This window comes from Persicobacter psychrovividus, assembly GCF_036492425.1.
In the GTDB taxonomy this organism is placed as follows: domain Bacteria; phylum Bacteroidota; class Bacteroidia; order Cytophagales; family Cyclobacteriaceae; genus Persicobacter; species Persicobacter psychrovividus.
The window spans coordinates 18,850-43,924 of the sequence record NZ_AP025300.1 but is presented as its reverse complement, the minus strand read 5'-3'; the positions used below and the strand labels follow the sequence as shown (position 1 = coordinate 43,924).

Genomic DNA, 25,075 nt, shown 5'->3' with positions numbered 1-25,075 from the left:
AAATTAAAAGTTAAGCTGAACACCGCCTCTAAATTGAGAAGCCACAGGGAAATTCCCTCGATCTATACCTCTTGTAGCCAGTCCATTTCCGCCAATCTCCGGGTTATACCCTCTATATTTGGTAATGGTTATCGGGTTATCAGAAGCTACATAAACACGCAAAGACTTCAATCCAATTTTTGTGAGAATATTTCGAGGTATAGTATAACCAAAAGTTATATTTCTTAATCTAACAAATGAACCATCTTCAATCCATATATCAGCCCAACCTCGATAATTCATATGACTATTTCCTCGAGCGGTAGGGTATATCCCCTCTGGGTGTTGAGGAGTGTATTGGTCTAATAAATCTTGATGGGTTCCATACATAAATGAATATAATCGGGATCCATTAATTACCTCATTACCTACAGAGGCGTACCACATCATTGAAAAATCAAAACCTTTCCATTCAATACTGGTATTAAAACCAAGTTCAAAATCTGGCATTCCACTGCCACCATATACCCGATCATCTTCTGTAATTTTACCATCCCCATCTGTATCAACGTAAATTAAGTCTCCCATTCGAGCATTTGGATCTAACTCTTTATAGGCCTCAAGTACTTCTTCACTTTTGATTATACCATTGGTCTTCATTACAAAGAAAGAACCTGCCTCATACCCTTCTTTAATGGCTGTAATACGGTCCTGATTTCCAGAAACATTTACAGGATAGCCGTCATTAAAATAAGAAATATCTGTAAATCCAGCCATATTTGTAACTCTATTGATATTCTTGGTAAAAGTACCATTTATACTCCATGTGACTGCACCAACATTTCTCCATCCTAAAGCAAGTTCTACACCATTATTGGTCATATTTCCTGCATTAAGTATTACGGTAGAATTTTGCCCAGCACCAGTAGTTGGTGGTGTTAAAGTAGGAAAAAGCATATCCTTTTTATTGGTTTGGTAAAGATCTCCCGTGAGGTTAAGACGGTTATCAAAAAAGCCCAAATTGACACCAATATTTATTTGCTCAGATGTTTCCCATCTTACCTCAGCATTTGCATAAGTTTCTTGGATCATCCCTAACTTCAGCCCCCCGTTGTTATCAGGCCCGAACGGATAATCATGGCCCAATGTGATAATAGGTGCATTGGAGTAGTCAAGGAAATTTTGATTCCCTGTACTACCATAACTGGCCCGTATCTTAAATGTCTTAATTGAAGATTTTAATGGCTCCCAAAACTTTTCATCAGCCACATTCCAAGCTGTAGAAATGGAGGGAAAAACACCCCAACGATGCTCCTTAGAAAAACGGGAAGAACCATCTTTTCGGATGGAAGCACTTAGCAGATAGCGACCTTTATAATCATACTGAAAACGTCCAATCATTCCCACCAGGGTATTGACCTTATTTTGATTCCAATGAGTGCCAGAGCCTGCATTAGGCTCGGTAGTTCCCCCTCCAATAATCGGCACATCATCCGATATAATATCTTTTTTTTCTGCCCAAAATTGGCTAAAGGCATACTTCTCAGTCGAAAAAACACCTAACAATTTGAAATTATGGCCGTTGATTTTCTTGGTATAATTGAATCCGGTCTCAAGAGTAAATCCAGTTCCACGATCCGAAGTATTTCTTATCCGGGATCGAAAGCTTGGATGCTCAAACACCGAGCCATCTGATTTATAGATGACAAAAGGTGGATTAAAAGTATTTCTTGTATTATTAGTATATCGTGCCCCTAAGCGGCTAGTTAAATTAAACCCTTTAAATAGAGTATAAGACAAATTATAGTTGGCATTTAGCTGTTCCCCTTTTCGGACATCTTCTTGCTTCAATTTATAGGTGATATTTCCGAAAATTACAGCATCTGCATCGGCATCAGAACCCGTTGATTCACCAGCCGATGGATCAATCATATCCTGGTAAGGCCTGTATCGATAAGCCTCATAAAGTAATCCCCAAGGTGCATTCTCTTGCTCTTCGATACGCATTCCAAGCCCGATATTCATTTTCATCCGACCTTTGGTATAATTAATATTACTACGTAAATTGTATCTATCATACGAAGAATTTACTAAAATACCATCCTGAAAAAACATAGATCCAACTAAACTAAAAGTAAGATCATCCTTACCTCCGGATATATTTATACTATGGTTTTGAATGGATGCTCCATCATTTTGAATAACGTCCATTATGTTTGAATTATTAGTATAGTTATTTAAATTCATCTGCATAGGCGTCCATATCTGATCCATATTAAATTGATCATTATTCATTTGTTGATAGGTCATATAATTGTACAGAAAATCTTCAAAATTCATCAGCTCAATGCCTGATGTAATTTTTTGAATACCATAATAACTATCCATCCCAACTCGCATCGTACCTGCTTTACCTTTTTTTGTGGTAATTAAAATTACGCCCCCGGCACCCCGGGTACCATAAATTGCGGCAGATGCAGCATCTTTTAACACATCGATAGATTCAATTTCATTATTACTTAATCTCGGATCAGTATCCTGTGGAATACCATCGACAACAAATAATGGCTCACTTGAACCGATAATTGAGCTTACTCCTCGAATTTGAATATTTGAAGTTGCTCCGGGAGCTCCCGAGCTGGCCTGTATATTAACACCAGCGATTTGTCCCTGTAAGGCGGTTCCAATATCTGCAGTTGCAATTTTTGTTAACTCCTCAGACTTTACATGATTCACAGCACCAGAAATTTCTTTCACATTTTGTTCCCCATAGCCAATGACGATAACTTCATTTAAGGCCTTAATATCCTCCTCCATATTAAGTACAATAATTTTTTGACGCCCGACTTTGATTCTTTCATCTTTAAAACCTATAGCGGTAAATTCCAAAAATTTAGAGGGATCAACATTAATTTTGAACTTTCCCTCAAAATCGGTAATTGCACCCTGTGTGGTGCCTGAAATTAGGATGCTAACACCAGGAATCGGCTCACCATCTACATCGGACTTAACGAGGCCAGTTACAGTATTCGTTTGAGCATAAGTCCCTAAGCTACTTAGAAACAAAGCTAAAAGCATAAAATACTTTTTCTGGAGCAGGTTAAATTGGTAGTTCCTTTTTAACATAATTATTAGAGTTTTAGTAAAAAAATTAGTAAGATATTCTACTATATAAATAATGAATACAATCACTCTCATCAAAACATTTCCTTCTTGTAAATAGGTACAGGCACACCTTTCTGGCACTAAAATGAGTGCTGGAAATCACAGTTTATGACACTAAAAAACATTAAAACACACAAGCAAGCTATAACCAACTTATTGCAAGCCGATTAACGTACACAAAGAGGGCTAACCCTAAGAATAGGGAAGCGCGAAACAAAACCATAAACCATTGTTTTTCAGCATTATAAACATTTCACTGCCTGATCCAAAATAGGATAAATCAACCCAGTGTACAGAAAATACGTATAATTTATATACTTAAATAAAATAATTAACTATAGATAAATTTATTGAGGCACATATGAACTCTGCCAAATCAAAAAATCTAAACCACTATAAGTCGTTATTATAAAATGGAATTACTAAGGAAAAGGAAAACTCACTACCTTTTGGCAGAACGGCTATAATCAGTGCTTTAGGGATACCTTTCTCAAAATATAATTTTGGCATATCAGAGGTCCGTTGACAAAGCGTAACCGTCCCATCTGACCACAACAATTTCCCTGCTTTTAACACCAATGGTTGTTTGGCTAACTGCCAGTCCATCCCCCTTTCGTCTGAAACATATAGCACCATTGTACCCTTACCAAAAGATGTAAGTGAGCCATCATGATCTTTCCCCATGCAATAGTATTGACCATCCTGAAACCACTCTACATGATCATCAAGCGCAAAGGTTGATTCTTTGGTCTCAATAAAGGGAATCCCAGTGTCCACAAATGGACCTGTGGGAGTGCTTGATAGTGCTGTAGAATGAATTACACGCCCACCGTGCACCCCTTCTTGTTCCACCACATATTTATATACCATCAAAAATTTCCCGTCTGGCCTAATAGAAACCACAGGTGTTGAAACCATTCTTTTAGTTTCATCAATATCCACCAATGGCTGATCAAAACGCTCCCATTCACCATTGAGGTCATCCGTAACGGCAAGGCCAATGCGTTGGTGATTACGATTAACCCACCATTCTTTATCTTTCATCATTGGCATGCGATCCTCCGGTGTATTGTCCCAATACCCACTACCCCGATTGCCCATATGGTAGAGATAGTACTTTCCTTCATATTCTAAAACATGAGGATTATGCGTACAATCACCATCCCAATATTGATTCCCTCTTGGTGCTAATACCAAGTTTTTGAAAACATAAGGGCCCGACAATTCATCTGATACAGCATGAGCTATCTCTGAATGGGTAACCCAACCATGATGTCCCCTACTTTTTGGCCAACGAGAATATATAGCGTGAAACTTATCATCTTTACCTTTAATAATATTTGTTCCCCAAACATTATAGTCTTCTTCTTCAATGATATTTTTTTTATTAAAACTATCAGGTAAAACTTTCGAAAAATCCAGACCACTACCTTGGCTCAAAGCACATTGAGGGATCAGTATTCCAAAAATAAAAAAAATATAGGCTGCGTTAAGTTTTGTCATACTTTTTACTTTTAAACATTCAGCAACCCGTATATATAGGTAGCTGAATGTCACTGAATAATCAATTATTCTTTTATAAAATTGATCGTCTCTTTGCCGACTCCATCCTTGATTGTCAGTATATATAGGCCAGAAGACAACTGATCAACATCCAGGCTGATTTCATTTCCATTGACCTTGGCTGATTTATCCCACAACATTCTACCTTGCGTATCAGAAATTTGAAAAACATACTTTTCATTTTTCAAACCTTTAATTTTCAATTGATCAGAAGTAGGATTTGGATATAATGTCAATGAAACCTCATTCGATACACTCATGATTCTCTGATTAGTTAATCCAGCTGTTGGGTAATAGTAAAAATAATCAACATGCAACCAACTATCACCTTTGTGGTAGCCCCACTCTTGGTGATATTTATTACTTAAAATCCAGTACTGAGGTCCTTTACATTTATAAAAAACCTTGCTTTCAGAATTTTCATAACCTGAATACCAAATCTTAGGACCACGCTTTACCCAAGTACCATTCACTCCTTCCCAGGCCTGAATATAGCCATCCTGATTATACTCCATTCCTAAGGTTACCCAATCATTATAGCCATAATCTCTATTCATCATTACTGGTCTATTAGCCAACAAAACATTGTCTTTACGTGGTGCCAACTGAACGTGCCAGTTATTACCCAAATATTCCATTAAATCGATCTCAAGCCAGGCGCCTCCATTGCCATTACTGACAAATTTGGCATTTGTACCCATATTCCATGGGCTTGACCAAATCGCGGGATGCCATACCGATGAATGATCTTCAGGGAAGCCCACGAAGCGGAATTTAGTGATATAGAAACCAAAACTTGACGTTTTCAATCCACTTAAACCACCACCTTTTTTATTAGCTCCAATCCCTTTAAGGCTCAAATAACTATTATTAACAATATAGGCATATTGACTCCCTTCCCCGATACCATTCGAACCATCGTCTTTACGGTAACACCATTTGTTCCAATCGATAGATGTGAAATTATCAGAAACAGACCAGTCAATAGATTTACTAAATTTAGAGGCCACTTCTGCAGGGGGAGTGGTTTGAGCCTCAGCCTGATTTATAGAGTAAATAGCTCCCAACATAAAGAGCACAATTGCTTTACCAAAATAATTTTTCATACAATTTTAAGTTTTTGTTTTTATGTTAAAAAAAATTAGTAAAGGTATTCATGATTATTATAGGAAAACAGCATGCCCATTTATGCTCAAGCTAAAAATTAATAAAGGGCAATTAATTATATTACATTTCGATCATTCACTTACTCTTCTATCTTTACAATATTTGACCAATTACTTTCACCAAAGGGGGTTATTCGTTTGATTTTATAATATATCTGTTTTTGATGATCTAAATCTATAGACATCATACCTCTAACATTAGAGGTAAAGCTATTGACTAATTTATCCTTAGTTGTCCCGTACAACACTGTATAATCACCATCGGTAAAATCACTGGAATAACCAATTACCAACTTGTTATCAGCAATAAAATTATCCCAAATATTTGGGGGAAGAGTTTTATTATTTGTCTCAGAGATCATCACCTTTGATGGTTTGCTTATTTCCTTATCATTGAAAGCAAACAGTTCCAGACGATATTTCGAATTTTCTTTCAGGCCTTTGATGTCAATGTAATTACTAATAGTTTTATGGGTCTGACTTCTATTACCTTCCGAGTCCGTGTATTCTACAAAATACGCTGTAGCATTAGGTACTTGATCAAACAGCACTCTCAGCTCATTTTTCCCTTGCAATATCTCCTTAATATCAGGCGTGATAGCTGGCTGAAATGAAATGGTTTTATCCAAACGCGAATATTTTGTCGGGCTTACCAAACTAACTTTAAGGTCCAAGGGCTCCTCGTCAAGTGCCTTCCAAGAGATTTCAGAAGCCCAATCGTGATCACCAGGCTTTAGCAAAGGAAGGTTGATGCTATTGGTAGAAATGGTTGTTCCTTCGATATTTTTTAATTCGTAAGTCAATTGGTAGCCTTTCATTGAATGGGTAGGGAAATCATTGAGGCCACGAATTGGAAGGGTAACTTTTGCGTTATTGTTTTTCAGATCAATATCACTGACGAGGATGTCCAACACAGGCGCATGCTCCTTTTTAATTCGGTCAAATAGCCTTCTCTTTTGCCGCCAGGAAGTGATCACACCCCAAACCCTATTTTCTTCCGCAGTGGTACCGGCATAGGCACTTCTGTAATCATTGAATGTCCACATCGAAGTCCCAATTACGAATTCATTCTTTTGTCTGAAATGGTTGATCCATTCAGAAAAGACCTCTTTATCAGCATCAAGTTCAGTGGACGGAAATGGATCAAAGCCAAATTCGGAAATAAATATCGGCTTATTCGGCCACTTCTCTCTAAGAGTATTGATAATCTGCTGTGGCTCCCCTTGCCATGTGTACATATTGTGCATAATCAGATCGACAAAAGTATTCGGATCGGTGGCAGGCGTATATTCCTTCTTTTGACCAGAATTGCTTACACATGTAAGCAAACGGTACGGATCTAATGTTGTCTTGACATAGTTCATGATGTCACGTCCATATGCATAGTGATTGTTCAGCTCATTGCCCACAGACCAGCCAATGATACTCGGGTGGTTTATATCTCGTTCAATCATCCCCTTTAACCAGTATTTGGCCAAGAAATAATTTTTGTCTTTCATCTGAATTTGATGTTCTGGCCGAAGTTTCACATAGGGTTCATCAAGGCACAGAATCTCCTCCTGCTCAGGCTTTAATTTCAGGCCCTTTTCTTGTTCCAATTTTGCAACGGGATAGTAATTCGCTCTAAATTCATCATTGTCCAAATCACGGATATTGACCTCCTCAAATAGCATGATTCCTTTTCGATCACAGAGTTCAATAAGTTTTTTATTCTGTGTTCCATGCATGATTCGCATGAAATTTGCGCCTGCTTCTTTCATCAAATCCAAGTCTTTTTCCAATACCGACAAAGGCTCTGTTGATCCCCAAAAACGATGCTCACTCACGCGGTTGAATCCAGCCAACCTTACGGGCTCTCCATTCAATATCATCTGAGAATCAGTCAACTCAATTTTACGAATTCCAAAATCGTCTTTCTTGACGTCTAAAGATTTGTTTCCTTCAGAAATTACTGTTTCAAATTGATATAAATTTGGATGATCAAAATGCCACAACGCAACATCCTCTTTAGCCAAATGTGTTGAAAGTGCCACATCAAGGCTACTGTTAGGAGCCACTTCTACGGCTTGTTCCATCTCAGCAATCGGCGCTTCGCTGAACAATTTTGAATGAACCGTTATGCTTCTTTTTCGATTAGACCTGTTTTTAAGTCTAACCTTTAACTTCACCTCTGCGGTACCTTTATCAAGATCTGGAATAGCATGAATGTACTGATAATCAATTTTAAGAGAATTGTTCTTCTTCAGCACTACATCACGAATAATCCCACCCCAATTCCAGGTAGCGCCAACAATGGCTGAATTATCCACTTGAACCGCCAACTGATTTTTTCCATCATAATTCAAGGCATCCGTCACATCAAATTCGAAAGGCGTAAACCCACCTCTATTCATTCCGATGAATTTCCCATTTAGGTAAACTTTAGAAAGATGGTAAACGCCACCGAAATTCAAATAGTATCGGTTATCATCATTTTTCTCCCAAGTCTCCGGCAGTTCAACCGCCTTTCTATACCAGCCAATCCCAGTATAATTTGAATAATCATTGATCATTCCCCAATGGCCTGGTACTTGTAAATCATGCCAATTATCATCCTTAAAGTCCACTTTGTAAATCTGACTGTGTGCTTTCATTGCCGTCAGGTATTTTGCCTCAGGCACCCGACGAAGCATTATGGCATCTGCCGAAACGGCTCCGCTGACAATAGCAGAAAGTTCAATATAAGGGGTATCATCCATGTTGAATTCATAAATCCCCAAGCTGTTCCATTCTCCACAAAAAACACGCTGACTTAAATATTTAGTGGTCGTTCCTTTCGCATGTTTAATATTGTATTGAGCAGTCATGTGGGAAGAAAACGGAAAAATGGTAAAGACCTCGAAATAGCCTGATTTTTCCAGTTTAGGATAATACCGAACAAAAGAACTATCCGACTTACTTTTACTTTCAAGATCAGTATTTGAGAAATAATGTTGCAGATAATCTTGCCCGTAAAATTTAGTGTCTCTTGAACCAAATGTGGACTTTTTCCAGTAGCCCTGAGTGACTACCTGCGAGTCTGCATTATCAACAATAACATCCCCTTGCTGAGCCCTGATATTCATATAGTTAGAGCCATCCCCCGGTATAGTATAAAATTTCCATTTTCCATTTAGGGAAATTTCATCATAATCATTTTGTGCTTTCTGTTGACATGAAAACATAAAAATGACTATGCCAAAGATAAAAATTAAGAATCTATTCATAGAGTTAGGGAGTAAACGGTTGATTCAGGTTCAGGTAGAAAAGATATTTTAACCTTGAAAAAATAAACATTCAATTATACTGTTGAAGGGTAAATTTTTTACTAAAAAAATTAATGAAAAACAATTATATTTGGTATAAAAATATGTAATCGTTAAAATATAATTTATTATTCATAAGTTATAAATTAATGATTAATATGCTGTTCATTCGTGTAATACCTGACATAATCCACTTTCATACTTTTTCCATCGATAACATCTTTAACGGGGCCATTCCATTTAATAATGGCTAAACTCAACCATATAGGCGCTTCACTAAAACAGAATTCATTTTTCTCACGTCGAATTTCTTTCCCATCAAAATAAAATACTAATTCTTTCTCGTCCCACTTTAAACCGTAAGTATGGTAATTTTCACTAAAGTTATTCTGCTTCACCAAATCCAGACTTGCCATCTCTACCCATTCATGACCATTCCAGTATTCTATTTTATAATCACTAATCAAGCCTGCCCAGTGCTCCCCATGTCTCCACCCATTGATAAACTGAACACATCCTACGGTCTTTTTTTTGTCAAATTCAAATTCGACCCATTTCTCTCCGGCTTTCTGACTTACCCAGCTGCTCCCAAGCACCTTACCATCGGTCATATTTGTTGCCGGATGATTTTCATCAAACTTTCCACTTACACGAACTTTAGTATTGGCCTGTCGAGCATAGTTGATTAATCCCTGAACATCCTGATCTGCTGTTTCTGAGAAAACATCAGGGAAATTCCGATGATTGTCATTATAAATTCGGAATTCTCGAAGGTGAAAATGGCCATTATTACGGGATGAAAACCGAATCTTATTGGTCGTTATTGGTATTTCAAGAGGCAGATTAACATCAGCAGTAATCCCGAAAACATGTGATCGGGAATCAGAAGTATGTTTCTTTCCCCAGTTATGAATATTGGTATTCACACTATTAGGAAAGTGACCTTCATTGATATCAATTTCAAAACGTTCTCCTTTTTTGGGGGCTGGCCCTTTTGTCATTAGCCAAAAAGAATTGTTCGTTGCCCCTGCCCCTGCATACTTATAGCGACATTCAAAATATCCGTATTTGAACTTCTTCTTAGTCCAAATATTTCCTGCGGTCCATTCCTGCCCTGCCTTTTTTTCTTTTCTTGCTTCTAATTCTAAAACACCATCACCAACTACCGCATTCTCTCTCCATCGGCTACAAAGAATATGGCTACTTGGACCATTCTGGCTTTCCCATTTCTGATCCAATTGTTCATTTTCATAATCAAATTCATCACTCCAACTCAGGTGCCAGCCATTGGCCGGGCTGATTTCTATGGGGGTTTGAGCAAAAGCACCTGAGGTCAAAATGACTAACCATATCAATACAATTATTCTCATATCTTTTTTTCTTATATAGGTAAAGTAGGTTGATATTCAAAAACTTAACACATAACCATCACTGATTAAATGTCAATTTTTGATAAACCTTTTTGTATATTTATTATAATTATTTTCAAGAACTATTAGATAAATTCCGTTATTCAAAAAAGACACATCCACTATGCCATTTTCGTTGAGCTCTTGCTGAGCAACCTTTAACCCATTTACAGTATATATGGTAATGGTATTCAACTCAACTGATGAGTTTACATTTAATTTATTAGTGGTAGGATTAGGGAAAATATTAATATCAACTTCTTCCAAACCCACAGATAGTGGTGGATCTGACAATACAAACTTCACGGCATCAGTTCTGATAAACTTACCTGAACTATTCAGTGTGTTCTGCACATATGCATCTGTACCCAAGTCAAAAGGATATTTGCCTAAATAAACCCAACCCGATTCTCCTGAAGTATAGTCAATATATTTTGTGGACTTCCCACCGTCATAGACGATATCTATCTTTGAATTTTGATCAGAATTTGAATCCACAATCTTATATATATAAACGTCATAAAAAGAGTTTGTCTTGATCTCGGGAACCCATTTTGCACTTGCTCCGCTAACATTAGATGAGTAAGTACTACTTCCACCGTAGCCTGGATGATCGCTACGCCACCAAGTACCCGATAATTCAGAATATCCCTGATCACCATTATCGATCACCAAATCATTCGGAAGCCAATCAATCATCTCTTTGGTTACAAACTCTACTTGATCGATCATCAACCACTGCCCACTATTTCCATCAGCATAAAAATCAATCACGCATAAGTTATTCTTAACAACTATATCATCTAAAACAATTTTCGTCCATTCATTCGTTTCGGGGATTAAAGTCTCAAAGATGTTTTCCCCAACGGTGGCTCTCATTTTAGCCTCCTTCATGCCACCCGAGCTCTTGATATAAGCTGTCATTTTGTATCGCCCGTCTGCAATACCCCACAGATTTTGTTTTGTGGACATTGGCTTCCCCGCTTGACACTTATAGTGGTAGAATCCTTCGCCATTGTATGCCTGCTCTTTATCAAACACCACCTCAGCCCCATCAGAATACACATTATCGTAAACGCCATCGTCTTTAATCCAACCAATCGGTGCTTTACTCGCACCACCGTTGGCCTCAAAGTTCCAATTACTTATCAGGTTAGTGTCAAATGGAGCCGTATAATATCTAAAATAATCTACCTTCATGTGTGCATCGTCAGCAGGGATTCCACCTCCTCCAAAGTAATCTACATTATTAGCCAAAGCAGAAAACCAAACCTCCTGAGGGCCATATCGGTCATCATTATAGCTAAAACGATTGCGTAATTCTCCATTAACATACCAAAGAATTTCTCCTGGTCGCCATTCAAAACCGATCGTTACCCAATCACTTGCATCCAAATAATCTGAAGAAAAATGCTGAAGGGCTGTCCGAGGCGTTGTTCTCACTGGCCGATGCCAATGGAAATTCCCTGAGCCAGCATTGTAATCAGAATCAAATTCAATACCGTCAATTTCCAAACCTGCATTCGTCCATGGCACCAGGTCGTGACGAGCATCTTCTTTATAAGTAAACTTACTGTCTGCATCCTTAAATGGGGTCAAACCGTAAGTCCAAAATGATTGATGTAACCCTTTAGTTTGATCATAGAATAGAATTCTGGCTTCATAATACCCATAGCCGAATGCCTTTCGAGAAATGATCCCTCCCCCCACAATATCTTCCTTTCCATCCTTATTGACATCCCACTGGTTATAGTCTATTCTCAGGTATCCAACACCGTCGTTTGTTTCTACCGAGACATTTTCATGTCTATTGTATCCCCCCATATATTCCGAGGTCATATCCCGGTACATCCAGTCACTTTCATTGAGTTGATTACTATTAAAATTGTCCTCATAAAATAACTTGTACTGTGCATTAGGTGCCTGCGCTTGGCTCTGAAAGGCCATATGAACAAAAAAGGCTAAAAAAATAGCGGTAGGAAATATTCTCATATCTGAAAAAGTTAATGATTAATGATTGGGATCTGAACATTAAATGACTGATAAACACCTCGATCATCCAGTGTATCAGCAGCGCACATTAAAGCATAAGGTTTACCATCCTTCAAAAATAGCTGTGGTCGTTCCAAATGTTTCACTGACTGCACATGCTCTTCCCAATTAATTTTCATCGTTGATACTAATGGGTTTTTGCTTAAAGACCATGATATTGCATCATTGGACTCAAACAAAGCCAAGGATTGTCCTTGCTTGGTGAAGGTTCCTCTAAAATCCTTAACGATTGCATAGAATTTATCATCTTGTGTCCAGATATATGGATCTTCCGCAGGGAAATCATGTCCTTCCGCTGTGAATATTGGTTCTGGATATTTTTTAAATGGGCCAGTAGGAGCATCGGAGAATGCAACCATATGAACCACAGGACCACCCGCTGGTAATTTTCGTTTTTTGCCTACACACTTATACACCAAAACATATCTACCATCCGGAGCTCTGGTAACAGAAGGATTGGCCATCATCAGTGCATCATGCCCCAACGAATCAGTCGATAGTTCGAGCAAAGGCTTATCAAACCTTTTCCATGGCCCATTAATGTTATCGGCAACAGCAACCCCAATGCGCTGATTATTTCTATGAGACCAGTTATAACCTTTTTCTTTGACCACCCGGTCTCCATGATTTCCAGTATAGTAAAGATAAAATTTACCATCAAACTCTTTCACTGTCGGGTTATGCGTATTGTGCCCATCCCAAAAAGTTGAATCCCGCTCAGGTAAAGCCACATCAACATGCTTATAGGGCCCAGTGGGGCTATCTGCTACTGCATGAGCAACTTCTGAATAGGTTAGCCAAGCATTAAAATGATACTTTTTAGGCCAACGACTATAAAACATATGGTACTTTCCCTCAGATTCAATCACACTCCCTCCCCATATATACCATTGATTGTCGATAAACTTAGCGGAATTAGGTACTTTTCCCAATACTATTTTGTAATCATCAGTTTGTTTTTGATGAGTACAACTCATAATATTGAGGCAAACGAACGTAAAAAAAATAAAATATTTCATCTTATACGGCTGTAATAATTTTAAAAAATAATTTAGCTCCTACTAATTAATGATTATCTCAAAAACAGCAACAGGCGTAGCATATTGATTTTTTTTAAATCTGATTTTCAATTGTTTTGTTTCAATTGGGGCATGAAGGTTTATTCTGTTGATTGTCTGATAATTATCTGACTTTTCGAAAATAATATGGCCTCTATCGTCTAAAATTTCATACGCTTCAACCACAAATGGAATAATACTTTCATGGTGTCCCATTTGCACAGATTCCATTGCATGATCATAATCTGTATCAAAGAAAATGGTAAGGTTATTAACCTTCTTTTTCTGCTCCCAATTGATCGTCAAACAGGGTTGCTCATCCAAAGGATCTGCTATCCAAGCATTGGTTCTCACATCAGGACGAACAAGACCATTGGTCAATTGATCAGCTGAGAATCCCTCTAAAGCTGGAGAAATCTCCATGCCAATATTTTGTCCATCAGGGCGCCTCAGAGGCGTATAAAAGTCAAAAGAATCAATTCCAATATCTGATGGAGGAGTCTGTCTTCCATTATTGGAAACTTTCTTGTTTTCACCATTAAAAACAGAAACCAAACCTGTCATTAAAAGCTCGGAGGATTTGTAAGCCACCAAACCATTTTGCTTTAGCACCACAAATACATATTGATCTTCAGGAATTGTCTCCTTGAATTGGAAACAAACTTTTTGTTCCCCTATTTCAACCGCTTGAACTTGTCGTTCCAAAATCACATTTGGAGTAAAATTTCCGAGTTTATCACTTAATCGAAGCTCGGCTTCCAACTTGGTGGTTGCATTAGCCTTGATATCAAAAGTGAAACTATATGCCTCCCCTTTTCTTAATGGCAAAAGCTGAGCTGATGATTTCCCCAAATACTTCCATGTTCCATTTGCTGGAATTTTAGCCAGTGACATGGACGAAGAATGCGTAACTTTTGCCTCTTTAAGCAGGTTGGGGCCTTCATAAGCGACTTTGGGAATCCCTTGTCCTCTTGCGCTCAATGCATTTTTGAGCTCTGATAACAAATGCCCACTTTTTAGGTCTTCAGGCTTTAGGCCATGCTTCAAACATAAAGCTGCTGCGGTGCCGACCACCTGTCCTCCATGAGCACAAGTAGTCATCACCCGGGTGGTTCCGAAAGCGATATGTGATGCACTGATGATCCGTCCTGCTAAAAAAAGATTATCAATATTCTTACTGATAAAACAACGGTAAGGGATCTGATAAACTCCTTTGGTATGCCATTGTGTACAGCTGTCATTTTTAGTATAAACCCCCTCAACATCATGATGATCCACGGCCCAGCCGCCAAATGAAACCGCATCTTCAAAATCTACCTGATCAATTACATCGTTTTGTGTCAGCATATAATGTCCTTCAAAACGACGACTTTCCCTTTTGCCTGGGATGGCCCCGACCCACTCCAAGGTCATGGTTTCTGCTTCGGGGAATTCCCCGGAATTCTTAATATAATCCCACACCCCATAAACCACTTTCCACAACTCCTCTTTTACATTTTCTGTATCATGAATCGTATCCAACTTCCCACCATATTCCAACCACCAAAAACTGCAACCTTGATCACTACTTTTAATTGACTGATATTTCGGGATATCAGTAATATCTTTCAGTGCCAAATCCGGTGCTACATATTTAACAGGCTTACCAACATCTTTACTATAAAAGAATATACTATGCCCCAAAAGTTCCGTATTGGCCTCTTCGGGTGCCATTTTCTCATTAAATTCCGCTTTTGCCTCTTGACCAATCCGAAATGCTGCACCAGCCTGAAATCCAACAATACCATCACCGGTTGCATCGCAGAAATAAGTTCCGTTAATCAAATAATTCGTTGATGTCTGCGAACAAAAGGCCTCTACCGCAGCAATATTTTTTTCATCTGCTTTGACCGTATGGTAGATAGCAGTATTCATCAATAAAGTAATGTTGTCCTCATTCTTGACAAAATCCATTAAAACCATATCAAACAACACGGGATTTCCTTCTTTATTTCGATAGGTGTTTTCCACCAATATTTCATCGATCAATCCACCTTCTCTTGCCCAACGATTATTGTTTCCCATATGAGATGTGGCTCCCAATGCCCACAATCGCACTTCACTTGAAGCATTCCCCCCTAAAACAGGACGATCCTGAACCAAGATCACTTTCAGCCCCTGTCGGGCAGCTTCCACTGCTGCGCACACTCCCGACAATCCCCCACCGCAAACCACTAAGTCGGATGTCAAAATGACACTTTTGTTTGATCTTACTTTTGGGTTATATTCTTCCTTAATCATCACTTATGTATTTAAAAAATATCCTTATCAACTATCAAAAAAAGTAGCCTCAGTCGGCAAGCAATTCATATTGCTCACCAAGGGAAACCATTCATAAACAAGTACTCATCATTCCACCTCGACCAAATCATCGACCTTCGCCAGAATATCTTTTCTACTTTTATTATTTTTATACAGAATTACACTACCCAAAATAAATATTATTGTCGCAACAGAAAGAATCAAAAAACTTGATCTATCAGCCAAAATACCAAGTCCTGCCAACAATACCCCTACTGCAATAATACCTAATGACATTATTTTAACCCCACGAATATTGGCTGATGCTTCAGATACATCTTCAGAAGTTTGCTCAGGGGGCAGTTCATATTTGATCGCTATATTTTTTGATTTATTGATCAACTCAAAAATTATCAGCAGGACGATCGGCAAGCCAACTCCCAAAATCATCTCATTGGTTCTGCTCAGACTGATCCCCAACAGGCCAGGAGCGACAAACTTCATGAATAAATTTACCAATAAACTAAAAATTGTTGTTGATAAGACGCTGAAGCCTGTTTGTCTTTTTGAGAAAAGCGTCCAAAGCGGAGGTAAAAACATTGCGGCTCCTGTTAAAGAAGCTATAGAGAGGATTACATTGACGATACCTCCCATATAAGGAACTAAAAGAGCCACCCCAATAGTCAGCAAACCAAAGCCCATTGTCGCCAACTTACCTACTTTAACCAGTTGAGCATCTGTCGCATTCGGATATAATCGCTTATAAATATCATTGGTGATTACCCCTGCGGAAATGTTTAATGTTGTATTAATCGAGCTCGAGGTAGCAAAAACCATCCCTCCGACTATCAAGCCCAACATCCCAACAGGCAATACCGCCTTACACATTAACATGTAGGCCTCTTCACTCTGAGTGCCGATCAAATTAGGATCAACTATTCGATAAAGCATGGGAGGCAACATCCACAATAAAGGAGAAATAGTATATAGTAAGCCAAACATCCAACCCACTTTTTTAGCATCCTTAGGGCTTGCCACGGTAGTGAATCGCTGAACAAATGCCCAGTTACCTGCGATAAAAAATAAATTATACAATCCAAACGATAGCAAAAACGCCCCAGAGTATTCGCCGTTAGTCAAATCTAAGTAACCCTCAGGAACACCACTTAAGAAAGCATTGAAACCTCCCACATGCTCCAATGCCAAAGGCACGACAATAATCACCGCAGCAAATAGAACAATAAATTGTAGAACACCAGTAACGACTACTGCCCAAAGCCCCCCCACAGCTGTGTAGAGGGCCATAATTGTTCCTATCAAAACAATACTATAGCTCGCAGGAAAGCCCGACCAAACCTCAACAATTTTAGCAACAGGATACAAAAAACCACCTGCGGTAAATATCGAAACGGCTAAAAATAACAAAGTGTATGTTTTTTGCACCTCCAAGCCCAAACGCTTAGTGATAAACTCGGCAACGGTTAATACTTTGGTCTTTTGCCATTTAGGCGCAATAAATAAACCAATCAAAATACCCGCAATACACATTGTCCACTGAATAGATACGGCAACCAATCCATCAGCATAAGCTATCGCTCCCCATACGACAAAGGTTCCCGCTGAAAAAAAGCTCATGAATAAAGACAAGCCATTCATCCACCAGGGCACGGCCCCATCTGCGGCAAAGAATGATTTCATGTTGTCTCCAGAGGTCCTTGAAAATGCCATCCCAGTAAGAAAGACAATGAACATAAAAAGTGTTATTGCTATTAAGTCAATTGCGTTCATCTAAAAAATAATTTGGTTAACGTCGCTATACAAATGAACTGATTAGGTGTAATATTACCAACAAAGAGCATAAAAATTTTCGAAAAATCACCGAGAACGTTACCGAAATAAGACAACCTTTAACGAACTAAATACCAACCACTTAATCAAGTTCTCTCATTTAGAGATAATCTTTACGACTAATACAATGGCATAATTGAATAAAAAATCAGATACAAATTGAAGAGTTGGAAAATTTTTCGGAAATTTCCGGAAACAAATTTATATCCTATGAAAAAAGTCACCATAAAAGACTTAGCAAAAGCACTCAACCTATCAATTTCAACCATCTCGAGAGCCCTTAATGACAAGTACGACATCAATCCAGAGACCCAGGCAAAAGTATTGGCAATGGCAGAAGAAATGGGGTATTCCCCCAACCCAATTGCCCAAAAACTACAAAACAAAAAAAGTAAAAATATTGGGGTAGTCGTTCCAGAGTTTAGGAATGCGTTTTTTCCTGATATTATTTCTGGTATTCAAGATATCGTTCAACCTTTAGGCTACCAAGTGCTGATCACTCAATCGAACGAGAACTCAGAAACTGAATTGCTTAATGTAAAATCACTATACGAAAATATGGTAGATGGGCTAATTATTTCTTTCAGTTCAGGAACAACAGACCTGAAATACTATCAACAGCTCGTTGAACAAGAATTTCCAATGGTACAGGTCAATCGGGTTTTGGAGGAAATAAATACATCCAAGGTTTTATTTGATGATTATTCATGGGCATTTATGGCTACTGAACACCTTATTCTTCAAGGGTATAAAAATATTTTTCACCTTAAAGGGCCAAAACATATCGTTGTCACCAAAGAAAGATTAAGGGGGTTTGAAGGTGCCATGAAAAAGCATCAACTACCTATGGATCCTACTCAAATCATCGACTCTGGTGTAACGATAGAAGACGGAAAAAAGGCTATGCAAAAACTATTGGAGCAGGGGCAAAAACCGGATGCTATTTTTGCAGTCAATGACCCTGTAGCCTTAGGAGCAATAGAGGTATTAAAAGCAAATAATATTAAAATCCCGAATGATGTAGGGGTGGTTGGATTTTCGGAATCTCGATTATCAGAGGTAGTTCAACCAAAACTCACCACCGTCAGACAACCCACCTTTGAAATGGGACAAGCTGCCGCAAAATTATTACTTCAAGAAATTGAAAGTAGTATTTCCGTTCCTCAGACTGTAAAGTTCAGTGGTAATTTTAAAATCAAGGAGTCTTCCGTCAAATTAATATGATTGACCGTTATGTTTGGTGCCCGACTTGGATAACTTATCGAATTGGTAAAAAGGCATTGTCAAAAACAATCCCCCCTTTGACTAACACATAATCATGGCCATAGGATTCAGCACTACCTCATCATCAAAGAGAATTAAAAAGAGCGTGTTTGATAACTTACCATTCGACGGCAATTTTATCTTTCAAACACGCTCATAAATAATATTTCCTCTTGAATTCAGCAGTAATTTCATCATATTCAAGCAGAAACGGAATGCTGAATATTGAAACTGCCTTATTTGATTACTTCTTTTGTATCAATAGGTTGGTAATTGCAAAACACATCACGCATTGAATGGTTCGTTACATCTAACAGTTGAATAGGTTTGCGGGCATCAGGATTTGACAAATACGCATGTACATTGTTTATGTACAGGCCATTGATATGTCTAAAATAGGCAACAGACGATGGTAATGTACCGACCAAACCAAATTCTGGCCACCAGCCATTTAAAACATCAGGTGTGTATTCCGAAATATTTTTTTGTGAATCTTCTGCATTACCACCACCACTAAAGTATAACTGAATATTACTTAATTGCAGATTATTTATCTTATACCCAGGCATCCCCGTGATAAAAATCGCTGAATTTTTATCTTGTTGCTCGTTATTAACGATAATGTTATTGAAATTCATTCCTTCAATAGCTCCCATAGCAGGAAGCTCCTCCGGAGCGTCTACATAAGCCTTTTGCCGACATAAAGTCATAAAAATTGGTCTTGGCACATTTGTCATTGTAAGGTTTGAGAAAGTCATATGCTTCATCTTCCCTCCTTCATTCATTTGTATCTTGAGACCAGCATCGGAAATATCATTAAATGTACAGTTCGAAACCGTAACCGAACTGAAATCACTTCGAGAAAGTAAACCAATACGAATCCCTGCCCATTTACTTGTAAAGTTACAATTGGTAATCGTAATATGCTCGACGGGAAATTCTGGTAATGAACCTTGCAAACAGATACAATCATCACTTGTATCGAAAAACGAATTTGATACCCTGACATTTTTACAACCATCAAAATCTAATCCGTCACCATTATTATTGACCCTACTGCTTATCCGGATATTTGATACTTCTATATCATTGCTGTACAAAAAAGCTGATGTCCATGAAGCAGGATTAACAAAGGTAATATTATTGATTCTGATATGCTCACAATGCTTTATTCGAAGAAGCATTGGGCGCCCAACAGTATTGTTGAAATTTTTCCAATAGCCATTCCCATCAATTGTCCCCCCACCTGAAATTTGTATGTTACTACTCTCTTCTGCAAAAATAAAGCATCGATCCATATGCGGTTCCTCTTTATAATTTGTTCTAAAAGTATTTGTTGAATAATCTTTAATTTGGCTGCTTGCCATAAGTGTAGTTCCATTTCCTATGATAAGCGATACGTTACTTTTTAAAAAAATCGTCCCTGAAACCATTGTTTTACCTTCAGGGAAGATCACTTTCCCCCCACCTGATTGATGGACTAAATCTATTGCATGCTGAATCAATTCGGTTTCTACTGTTTGGCCATCGGCTACTGCCCCAAGTTTACCTAAATCAATAGATTTAGCATTCAATAGAAAAGGTAAAAACACAAAAAAAAGCCCGAAAATTACTTTATTTATCATCTTAAATATACTGTTATACTTTGTTCGAATAAATTCATTTTATCTTCCCTACTGCCTAAAAAAACCGAAGCCAAACTAATCAGCTTCGGTCATATAAAATGGTGCTATATCGTTAAATAACTTATATGAATAACACACTCTTGTCTCTATCTAAAAAATCAACCTCCTATAAGGGTATCAGTGATACGATTGAAAATATCCTCAGATAAACCACCTTGCTTCCATATATTGCAAAGTGAAATGGTTTGTTCTTTTGTTCGTGCCCCGATCACTACCCGATCAGCCTGCTGCATGGAAAATATATATTTCATAGCTAAGTCCGCCAAAGGCATTCCTATTTCCTGGGCTATTTGATTCACCTTAACGGCATTTGCCACATCCCTATTGGTGATCCATTCATTGTTTGGAGGATTTTGCACGTGTTGCTTAAATCGACTGCCTAATAATCCCATGTGTAATCCACTTGCTGCATAATAGGCTATTTTGTGTTGGCTCAACAATGGAATATCATCCTTTAGCGCATTTAGGTTACAGGCATCCAAGCCCAAAAAACCTGATACCACATCAAAGACATTTTTTTGATTAAGTGCCTTACGAAAACCGGCTGTTGGATTACCTCCGACACCAATCATTTTGACCATACCTTCTTGCTTAAATCTCAAAAGGTCATCCGTAATTCTATCATATTCATTCAGCGGTACAAGATGCGGCTCATGTAAAAACACAAGGTCTAAAGCATCAATCTGAAGACGATCAAGAGTGCGGGCAAGGGAACTTCGCATCGACTCTGAGCTGTAATCTACGATGCAATCGTCTGCAGCCTGGGCCGGCAGCCTTCCCACTTTCGAAGAGACAAAAGGTTTTGGTCCTTTCCACTCCTTCAGCGCCTTTCCGACGAAAATTTCGGACTGATTGTATGAGGGTGCTGTATCTAAAGTTTTGATCCCATTCTCGAGCGCATACAAAATACAATCAACAGACTCCTGCTCGACCACATCTCCCCAAACTCCTCCGAGCCCCGAACAGCCCAATACTAAACGCCCTCCATGAGAAAAAATATCGTTCACAGCATATACATCCTCTTTATAAGTGGGTTTCAACAATACTTCATTCATAATAAAAAAATTTAACTGTTCAATGATATTACTTACTGATGATCGCCGGGTTGTTGATCCTTGCCTGGGTCGAATTCTTCTGGACTTTTCAATCATCATCTTCAAAAATTTCAAACAAAACCCCTATTAGCATAGGCCAAAAAATCCTCTGCCAACCACTCACAACCATGGTTGTTCAGAATAGGAGTTAAACCCTTTTTTTAAAAAAATCCAATCATTACAAATAATGATACCGAAAGGTAGGTCTTGTTAAGTTGGCAAATGGAAAAACATCAAAAAAAAAGGGGGGATAAAAAAACACTGAGTAATCATTTTTAACGCCTTATTCTTTTTACCTAAAAAAAGCGGCAAAGAATTGTCCTATGCCGCCGAAATATAGCCCTACAAATACTTTTTCATTAACAAAATAGCAAAGCCATTCCATTAAAGAAATGTAATTTTTGAGAATCAAAAGAGGTCGAGCACGTGGCATTACCATTTGCTGTGGCCTCAAAGGATAGTGGTATTTAACTTATACAAATAGGGCGTTTTCAGATCCCATAGCTGTGGATTCAACAGGTTAATGGCTGAATGAAATCCTGCTCTCCATGAGCATCAACAAACACCCTGTTATCAGGCAATTTTAGGGATTTACCATTGGGAGCAATGATTTCATTTTTAACCCACACCACTTGATTATCTGCTGATAGATTTGCGACTGATACCGTCACATTTACTCTTGCAGCCTTTGCTGAAACATTAGTTGCTGAAACAAAAGTACCATTTGTTTTCACTGCTACATCGTTACATTTCCTCAAGTAAACCTTTCGGTAAATTCCTGCGCCGCGATATCATCGTAAAGATAAATCCTCAGGCTGCACCTTGACTGCGATCAGATTGTTTCCAGACTTATCAAGGAAAATCCTTAAATCGTATTCAAACCAGTATATCCATTATGATGAATCCCCAAATAGTGACCATTAATCCATACTTCCGCATTCATCATTACCCCTTCAAAATCAATGAATATATACATTTGCTGATCTTGTTTGGATAATTTGAAATGTTTACGATACCAGGAAACTCCATACACCGGCAGACCACCACAACGAGCATTATACTTTTTTGAAAACGGTCCACTGATCGCCCAGTCATGAGGTAAACGAACACTTTCCCTGTCTTGCTTTTCCTGTAATTTTACAGAAGCTCCCTCCGATAGATCACCTTTATGAAATATCCAATCATTGTTAAAGTCTATCCGACTTAAATCATGAGCAAAGGTTGAACCTGAATATAAAATAATAAAAAAATAAATATAAACTTTTTCATCAGTCTTGTTTTAAGTAGGAGTATTTCGCATCCTTCACTCGCTGAGTTGTCTTATATGTCCACGGAACTACATTGGTATAATCTTCTTTATACGCTTGATGCACTTTTTGTTTCCAGACCTGTCGAAGCTCATCCAATACCTTAGCATAACGTTTATCATGGACTAAATTATCAACCTCAGCACGATCCTTAGATATATGATAAAGTTCCTCATAGACAGCAGGTTCACTGAATGATGCCGTTAAATAATCATAATAGGTTGCAATGTCACCCTCATGAACAGCATATAACATATCCGTCTCTTTAATATGAAATTTGTCCATAATTTGGTATTTCTTTTGCGCACCAAAGTTCTCATTTTTGTAGTAGCGAATGTATTTCCATTCCTTATTCTGAACCGACTCGCATCTTGGGTTGCCAAACTGGGTTGACCAGAGATTTTCAGTGTATGAGTGATCCCTAACTGACAATGATTTATCTTTATATACTTGAGAGATATCCTTTCCTTGATATGTTGAGGGGGCAGTAATACCCGCCCAACTGAGAAAGGTCGTCCCAAGGTCTATTGACTCTACCAAAGCATCATTACGATGATCTTTTCTACCAATTTTATCCGCTGGATTGTATATAATAAGCGGTATTCGTGTACATCTTTCATACAACAAGGCCTTACCATACAGCCCTTGTTGCCCCATAAATAAACCGTGATCAGACATATAGACAATAATCGTATTCTTATCTAAATGCTCTTTCTTTAGCATATCTCGAACCTGCCCTACCAATTGGTCGATGCCAGTACAAGCCTGTAATTGCCTGATATATCGCTCCTTACAGTCAGAGGGGTTGTCACTGTAATAATAACCTTTTTGCCGATTTTCTGACCTTAAAACATCTTTAGGTAATTTAGGGCTTACGATATCTTTTCGCGCAACATAAAGCGAATCCAATTCAATATCAATATCCCTGTATAAAGTCCTGTAAGTTGCAGGATCCGTAGGCTTCATCTTCATCGTTGAGGTCGATGCTCCATGAGGTAAATTAAAGCAAATATTCAAGAAGAATGGCTTCTCCTTGGGTCTCTCCTTAATAAAGTTGGTCGCCCGGTTCAATCTAAACTCGTTGGACTCTAAAAAGTCCTTGGATACTTCCTCCAATATTTCTACTTGTGTATCAGCTTTACAATCATTAAAAATCTTATGCCTATCCTTGGGATAAAATCCCAGGTGTCTATGCCCCGCCATAAAATAATCAAAACTTTTCTCCAATACCCCACTAATATAAGCGCCATCACCTACAGGGGTATGATTTTTACCAATATACCCGGTGAAGTATCCATTTTTCCGAAGAACCATTGGATAGGCATTTGCCCATGCCTTTTCTGATACAGCAGTCCCTGAATTAAAATCAACATGGTGCGTCCTTTCATATTGACTTAGGAGAATAGAGGTACGGCTTGGCATACAAATAGGTGAAACCACGTGGGCATTAGTCATCAAAACCCCTTCATTTGCTAACTTATCAATATTTGGTGTTTTAAGGTATGGATTACCCGTAACCCCAAGATAATCATAGGGTTGATCATCAGTCAGGATAAAAATGATATTCGGTCGCTGCTTTTTTTTAAGCTTATCTTTTGCACGCAATGTCGGGCTAAAAAAAATAATTAACAGAAAAATAAATGGTATCTTTCTCATAGTTTTAAATTAATCAGTAAAAAAATAAGAGCAAGACAGTCCGAAAATACAGTCTGCCTTCCTCCATTATAAACTCCACTTCAAATCATGATTATAGACATGGAAACAACTTCTTTTCTCTTCAAATTGACCTTTTCCAATAAGGAATCCCTTTGAGGTAAAATCAATAACTACTCAATTTTTGAACTGGCAGAACGTTGCTTAAAAAATACCTACCAAGTAAAAAGTGAAATCTCCTGCAGGACAAAAATTTGAGTGTTCCCTTT

16 protein-coding genes are annotated in these 25,075 nt (G+C 38.2%); 1 reads left to right on the top strand and 15 read right to left on the bottom strand.

Annotated features, from left to right (window positions below):
- Positions 1-3: 3 nt before the first annotated feature.
- The 9 genes from AABK40_RS22720 to AABK40_RS22680 all read right to left on the bottom strand — a co-directional run bounded on the left by AABK40_RS22720 (position 4) and on the right by AABK40_RS22680 (position 17,744).
- Positions 4-3,105 (bottom strand): SusC/RagA family TonB-linked outer membrane protein, encoded by a 3,102-nt coding sequence (locus tag AABK40_RS22720; protein WP_338399543.1) that lies wholly within the window; start codon positions 3,103-3,105, stop codon positions 4-6.
- Positions 3,106-3,537: 432 nt separating this feature from the next.
- A complete protein-coding gene (locus tag AABK40_RS22715; protein ID WP_338399542.1) occupies positions 3,538-4,647 on the bottom strand; it encodes a glycoside hydrolase family protein in 1,110 nt (369 codons plus the stop codon).
- A 65-nt stretch (positions 4,648-4,712) separates the two neighbouring features.
- Positions 4,713-5,813: a T9SS type A sorting domain-containing protein gene (locus AABK40_RS22710; RefSeq protein WP_338399541.1), complete on the bottom strand. Its 1,101-nt coding sequence runs from the start codon at positions 5,811-5,813 to the stop codon at positions 4,713-4,715.
- Between the two features lie 140 nt (positions 5,814-5,953).
- Positions 5,954-9,076 (bottom strand): glycoside hydrolase family 2 TIM barrel-domain containing protein, encoded by a 3,123-nt coding sequence (locus tag AABK40_RS22705; RefSeq protein WP_338399540.1) that lies wholly within the window; start codon positions 9,074-9,076, stop codon positions 5,954-5,956.
- Between the two features lie 227 nt (positions 9,077-9,303).
- The gene (locus AABK40_RS22700) at positions 9,304-10,527 is read right to left on the bottom strand and encodes a glycoside hydrolase family 16 protein (protein ID WP_338399539.1); all 1,224 of its coding nucleotides are present in this window, start codon (positions 10,525-10,527) and stop codon (positions 9,304-9,306) included.
- Positions 10,528-10,599: 72 nt separating this feature from the next.
- Positions 10,600-12,558: a golvesin C-terminal-like domain-containing protein gene (locus AABK40_RS22695; protein WP_338399538.1), complete on the bottom strand. Its 1,959-nt coding sequence runs from the start codon at positions 12,556-12,558 to the stop codon at positions 10,600-10,602.
- An 11-nt stretch (positions 12,559-12,569) separates the two neighbouring features.
- Positions 12,570-13,637 (bottom strand): glycoside hydrolase family protein, encoded by a 1,068-nt coding sequence (locus AABK40_RS22690; protein WP_338399537.1) that lies wholly within the window; start codon positions 13,635-13,637, stop codon positions 12,570-12,572.
- A gap of 42 nt (positions 13,638-13,679) precedes the next feature.
- The gene (locus AABK40_RS22685; RefSeq protein WP_338399536.1) at positions 13,680-15,956 is read right to left on the bottom strand and encodes an FAD-dependent oxidoreductase; all 2,277 of its coding nucleotides are present in this window, start codon (positions 15,954-15,956) and stop codon (positions 13,680-13,682) included.
- A 108-nt stretch (positions 15,957-16,064) separates the two neighbouring features.
- On the bottom strand, positions 16,065-17,744 hold the full coding sequence (locus AABK40_RS22680; protein ID WP_338399535.1) for a sodium:solute symporter family protein: 1,680 nt from the start codon (positions 17,742-17,744) through the stop codon (positions 16,065-16,067).
- A gap of 270 nt (positions 17,745-18,014) precedes the next feature.
- Here AABK40_RS22680 and AABK40_RS22675 point away from each other — a divergent pair, with 270 nt between their 5' ends.
- Positions 18,015-19,028, top strand: coding sequence for a LacI family DNA-binding transcriptional regulator (locus AABK40_RS22675; RefSeq protein WP_338399534.1), 1,014 nt, complete (start codon positions 18,015-18,017; stop codon positions 19,026-19,028).
- Positions 19,029-19,303: 275 nt separating this feature from the next.
- Here the strand turns inward: AABK40_RS22675 and AABK40_RS22670 are convergent, their stop codons facing one another.
- The 6 genes from AABK40_RS22670 to AABK40_RS22650 form a co-directional block, all read right to left on the bottom strand.
- A complete protein-coding gene (locus AABK40_RS22670; protein ID WP_338399533.1) occupies positions 19,304-20,692 on the bottom strand; it encodes a glycoside hydrolase family 28 protein in 1,389 nt (462 codons plus the stop codon).
- A 158-nt stretch (positions 20,693-20,850) separates the two neighbouring features.
- The gene (locus AABK40_RS22665) at positions 20,851-21,906 is read right to left on the bottom strand and encodes an aldo/keto reductase (protein ID WP_338399532.1); all 1,056 of its coding nucleotides are present in this window, start codon (positions 21,904-21,906) and stop codon (positions 20,851-20,853) included.
- 390 nt (positions 21,907-22,296) lie between these two features.
- Positions 22,297-22,362 (bottom strand): hypothetical protein, encoded by a 66-nt coding sequence (locus AABK40_RS23905; RefSeq protein WP_421953335.1) that lies wholly within the window; start codon positions 22,360-22,362, stop codon positions 22,297-22,299.
- Positions 22,359-22,580, bottom strand: coding sequence for a hypothetical protein (locus AABK40_RS22660; RefSeq protein ID WP_338399531.1), 222 nt, complete (start codon positions 22,578-22,580; stop codon positions 22,359-22,361). The genes AABK40_RS23905 and AABK40_RS22660 overlap by 4 nt, the downstream gene beginning before the upstream one ends.
- A gap of 131 nt (positions 22,581-22,711) precedes the next feature.
- Entirely contained in the window at positions 22,712-22,879 is a 168-nt protein-coding gene (locus AABK40_RS23950) for a beta galactosidase jelly roll domain-containing protein (protein ID WP_479681207.1), read from the bottom strand.
- 235 nt (positions 22,880-23,114) lie between these two features.
- Complete coding sequence (locus AABK40_RS22650) at positions 23,115-24,809, bottom strand: sulfatase-like hydrolase/transferase (protein WP_338399530.1); 1,695 nt, start codon at positions 24,807-24,809, stop codon at positions 23,115-23,117.
- Between the last annotated feature and the right edge of the window lie 266 nt (positions 24,810-25,075).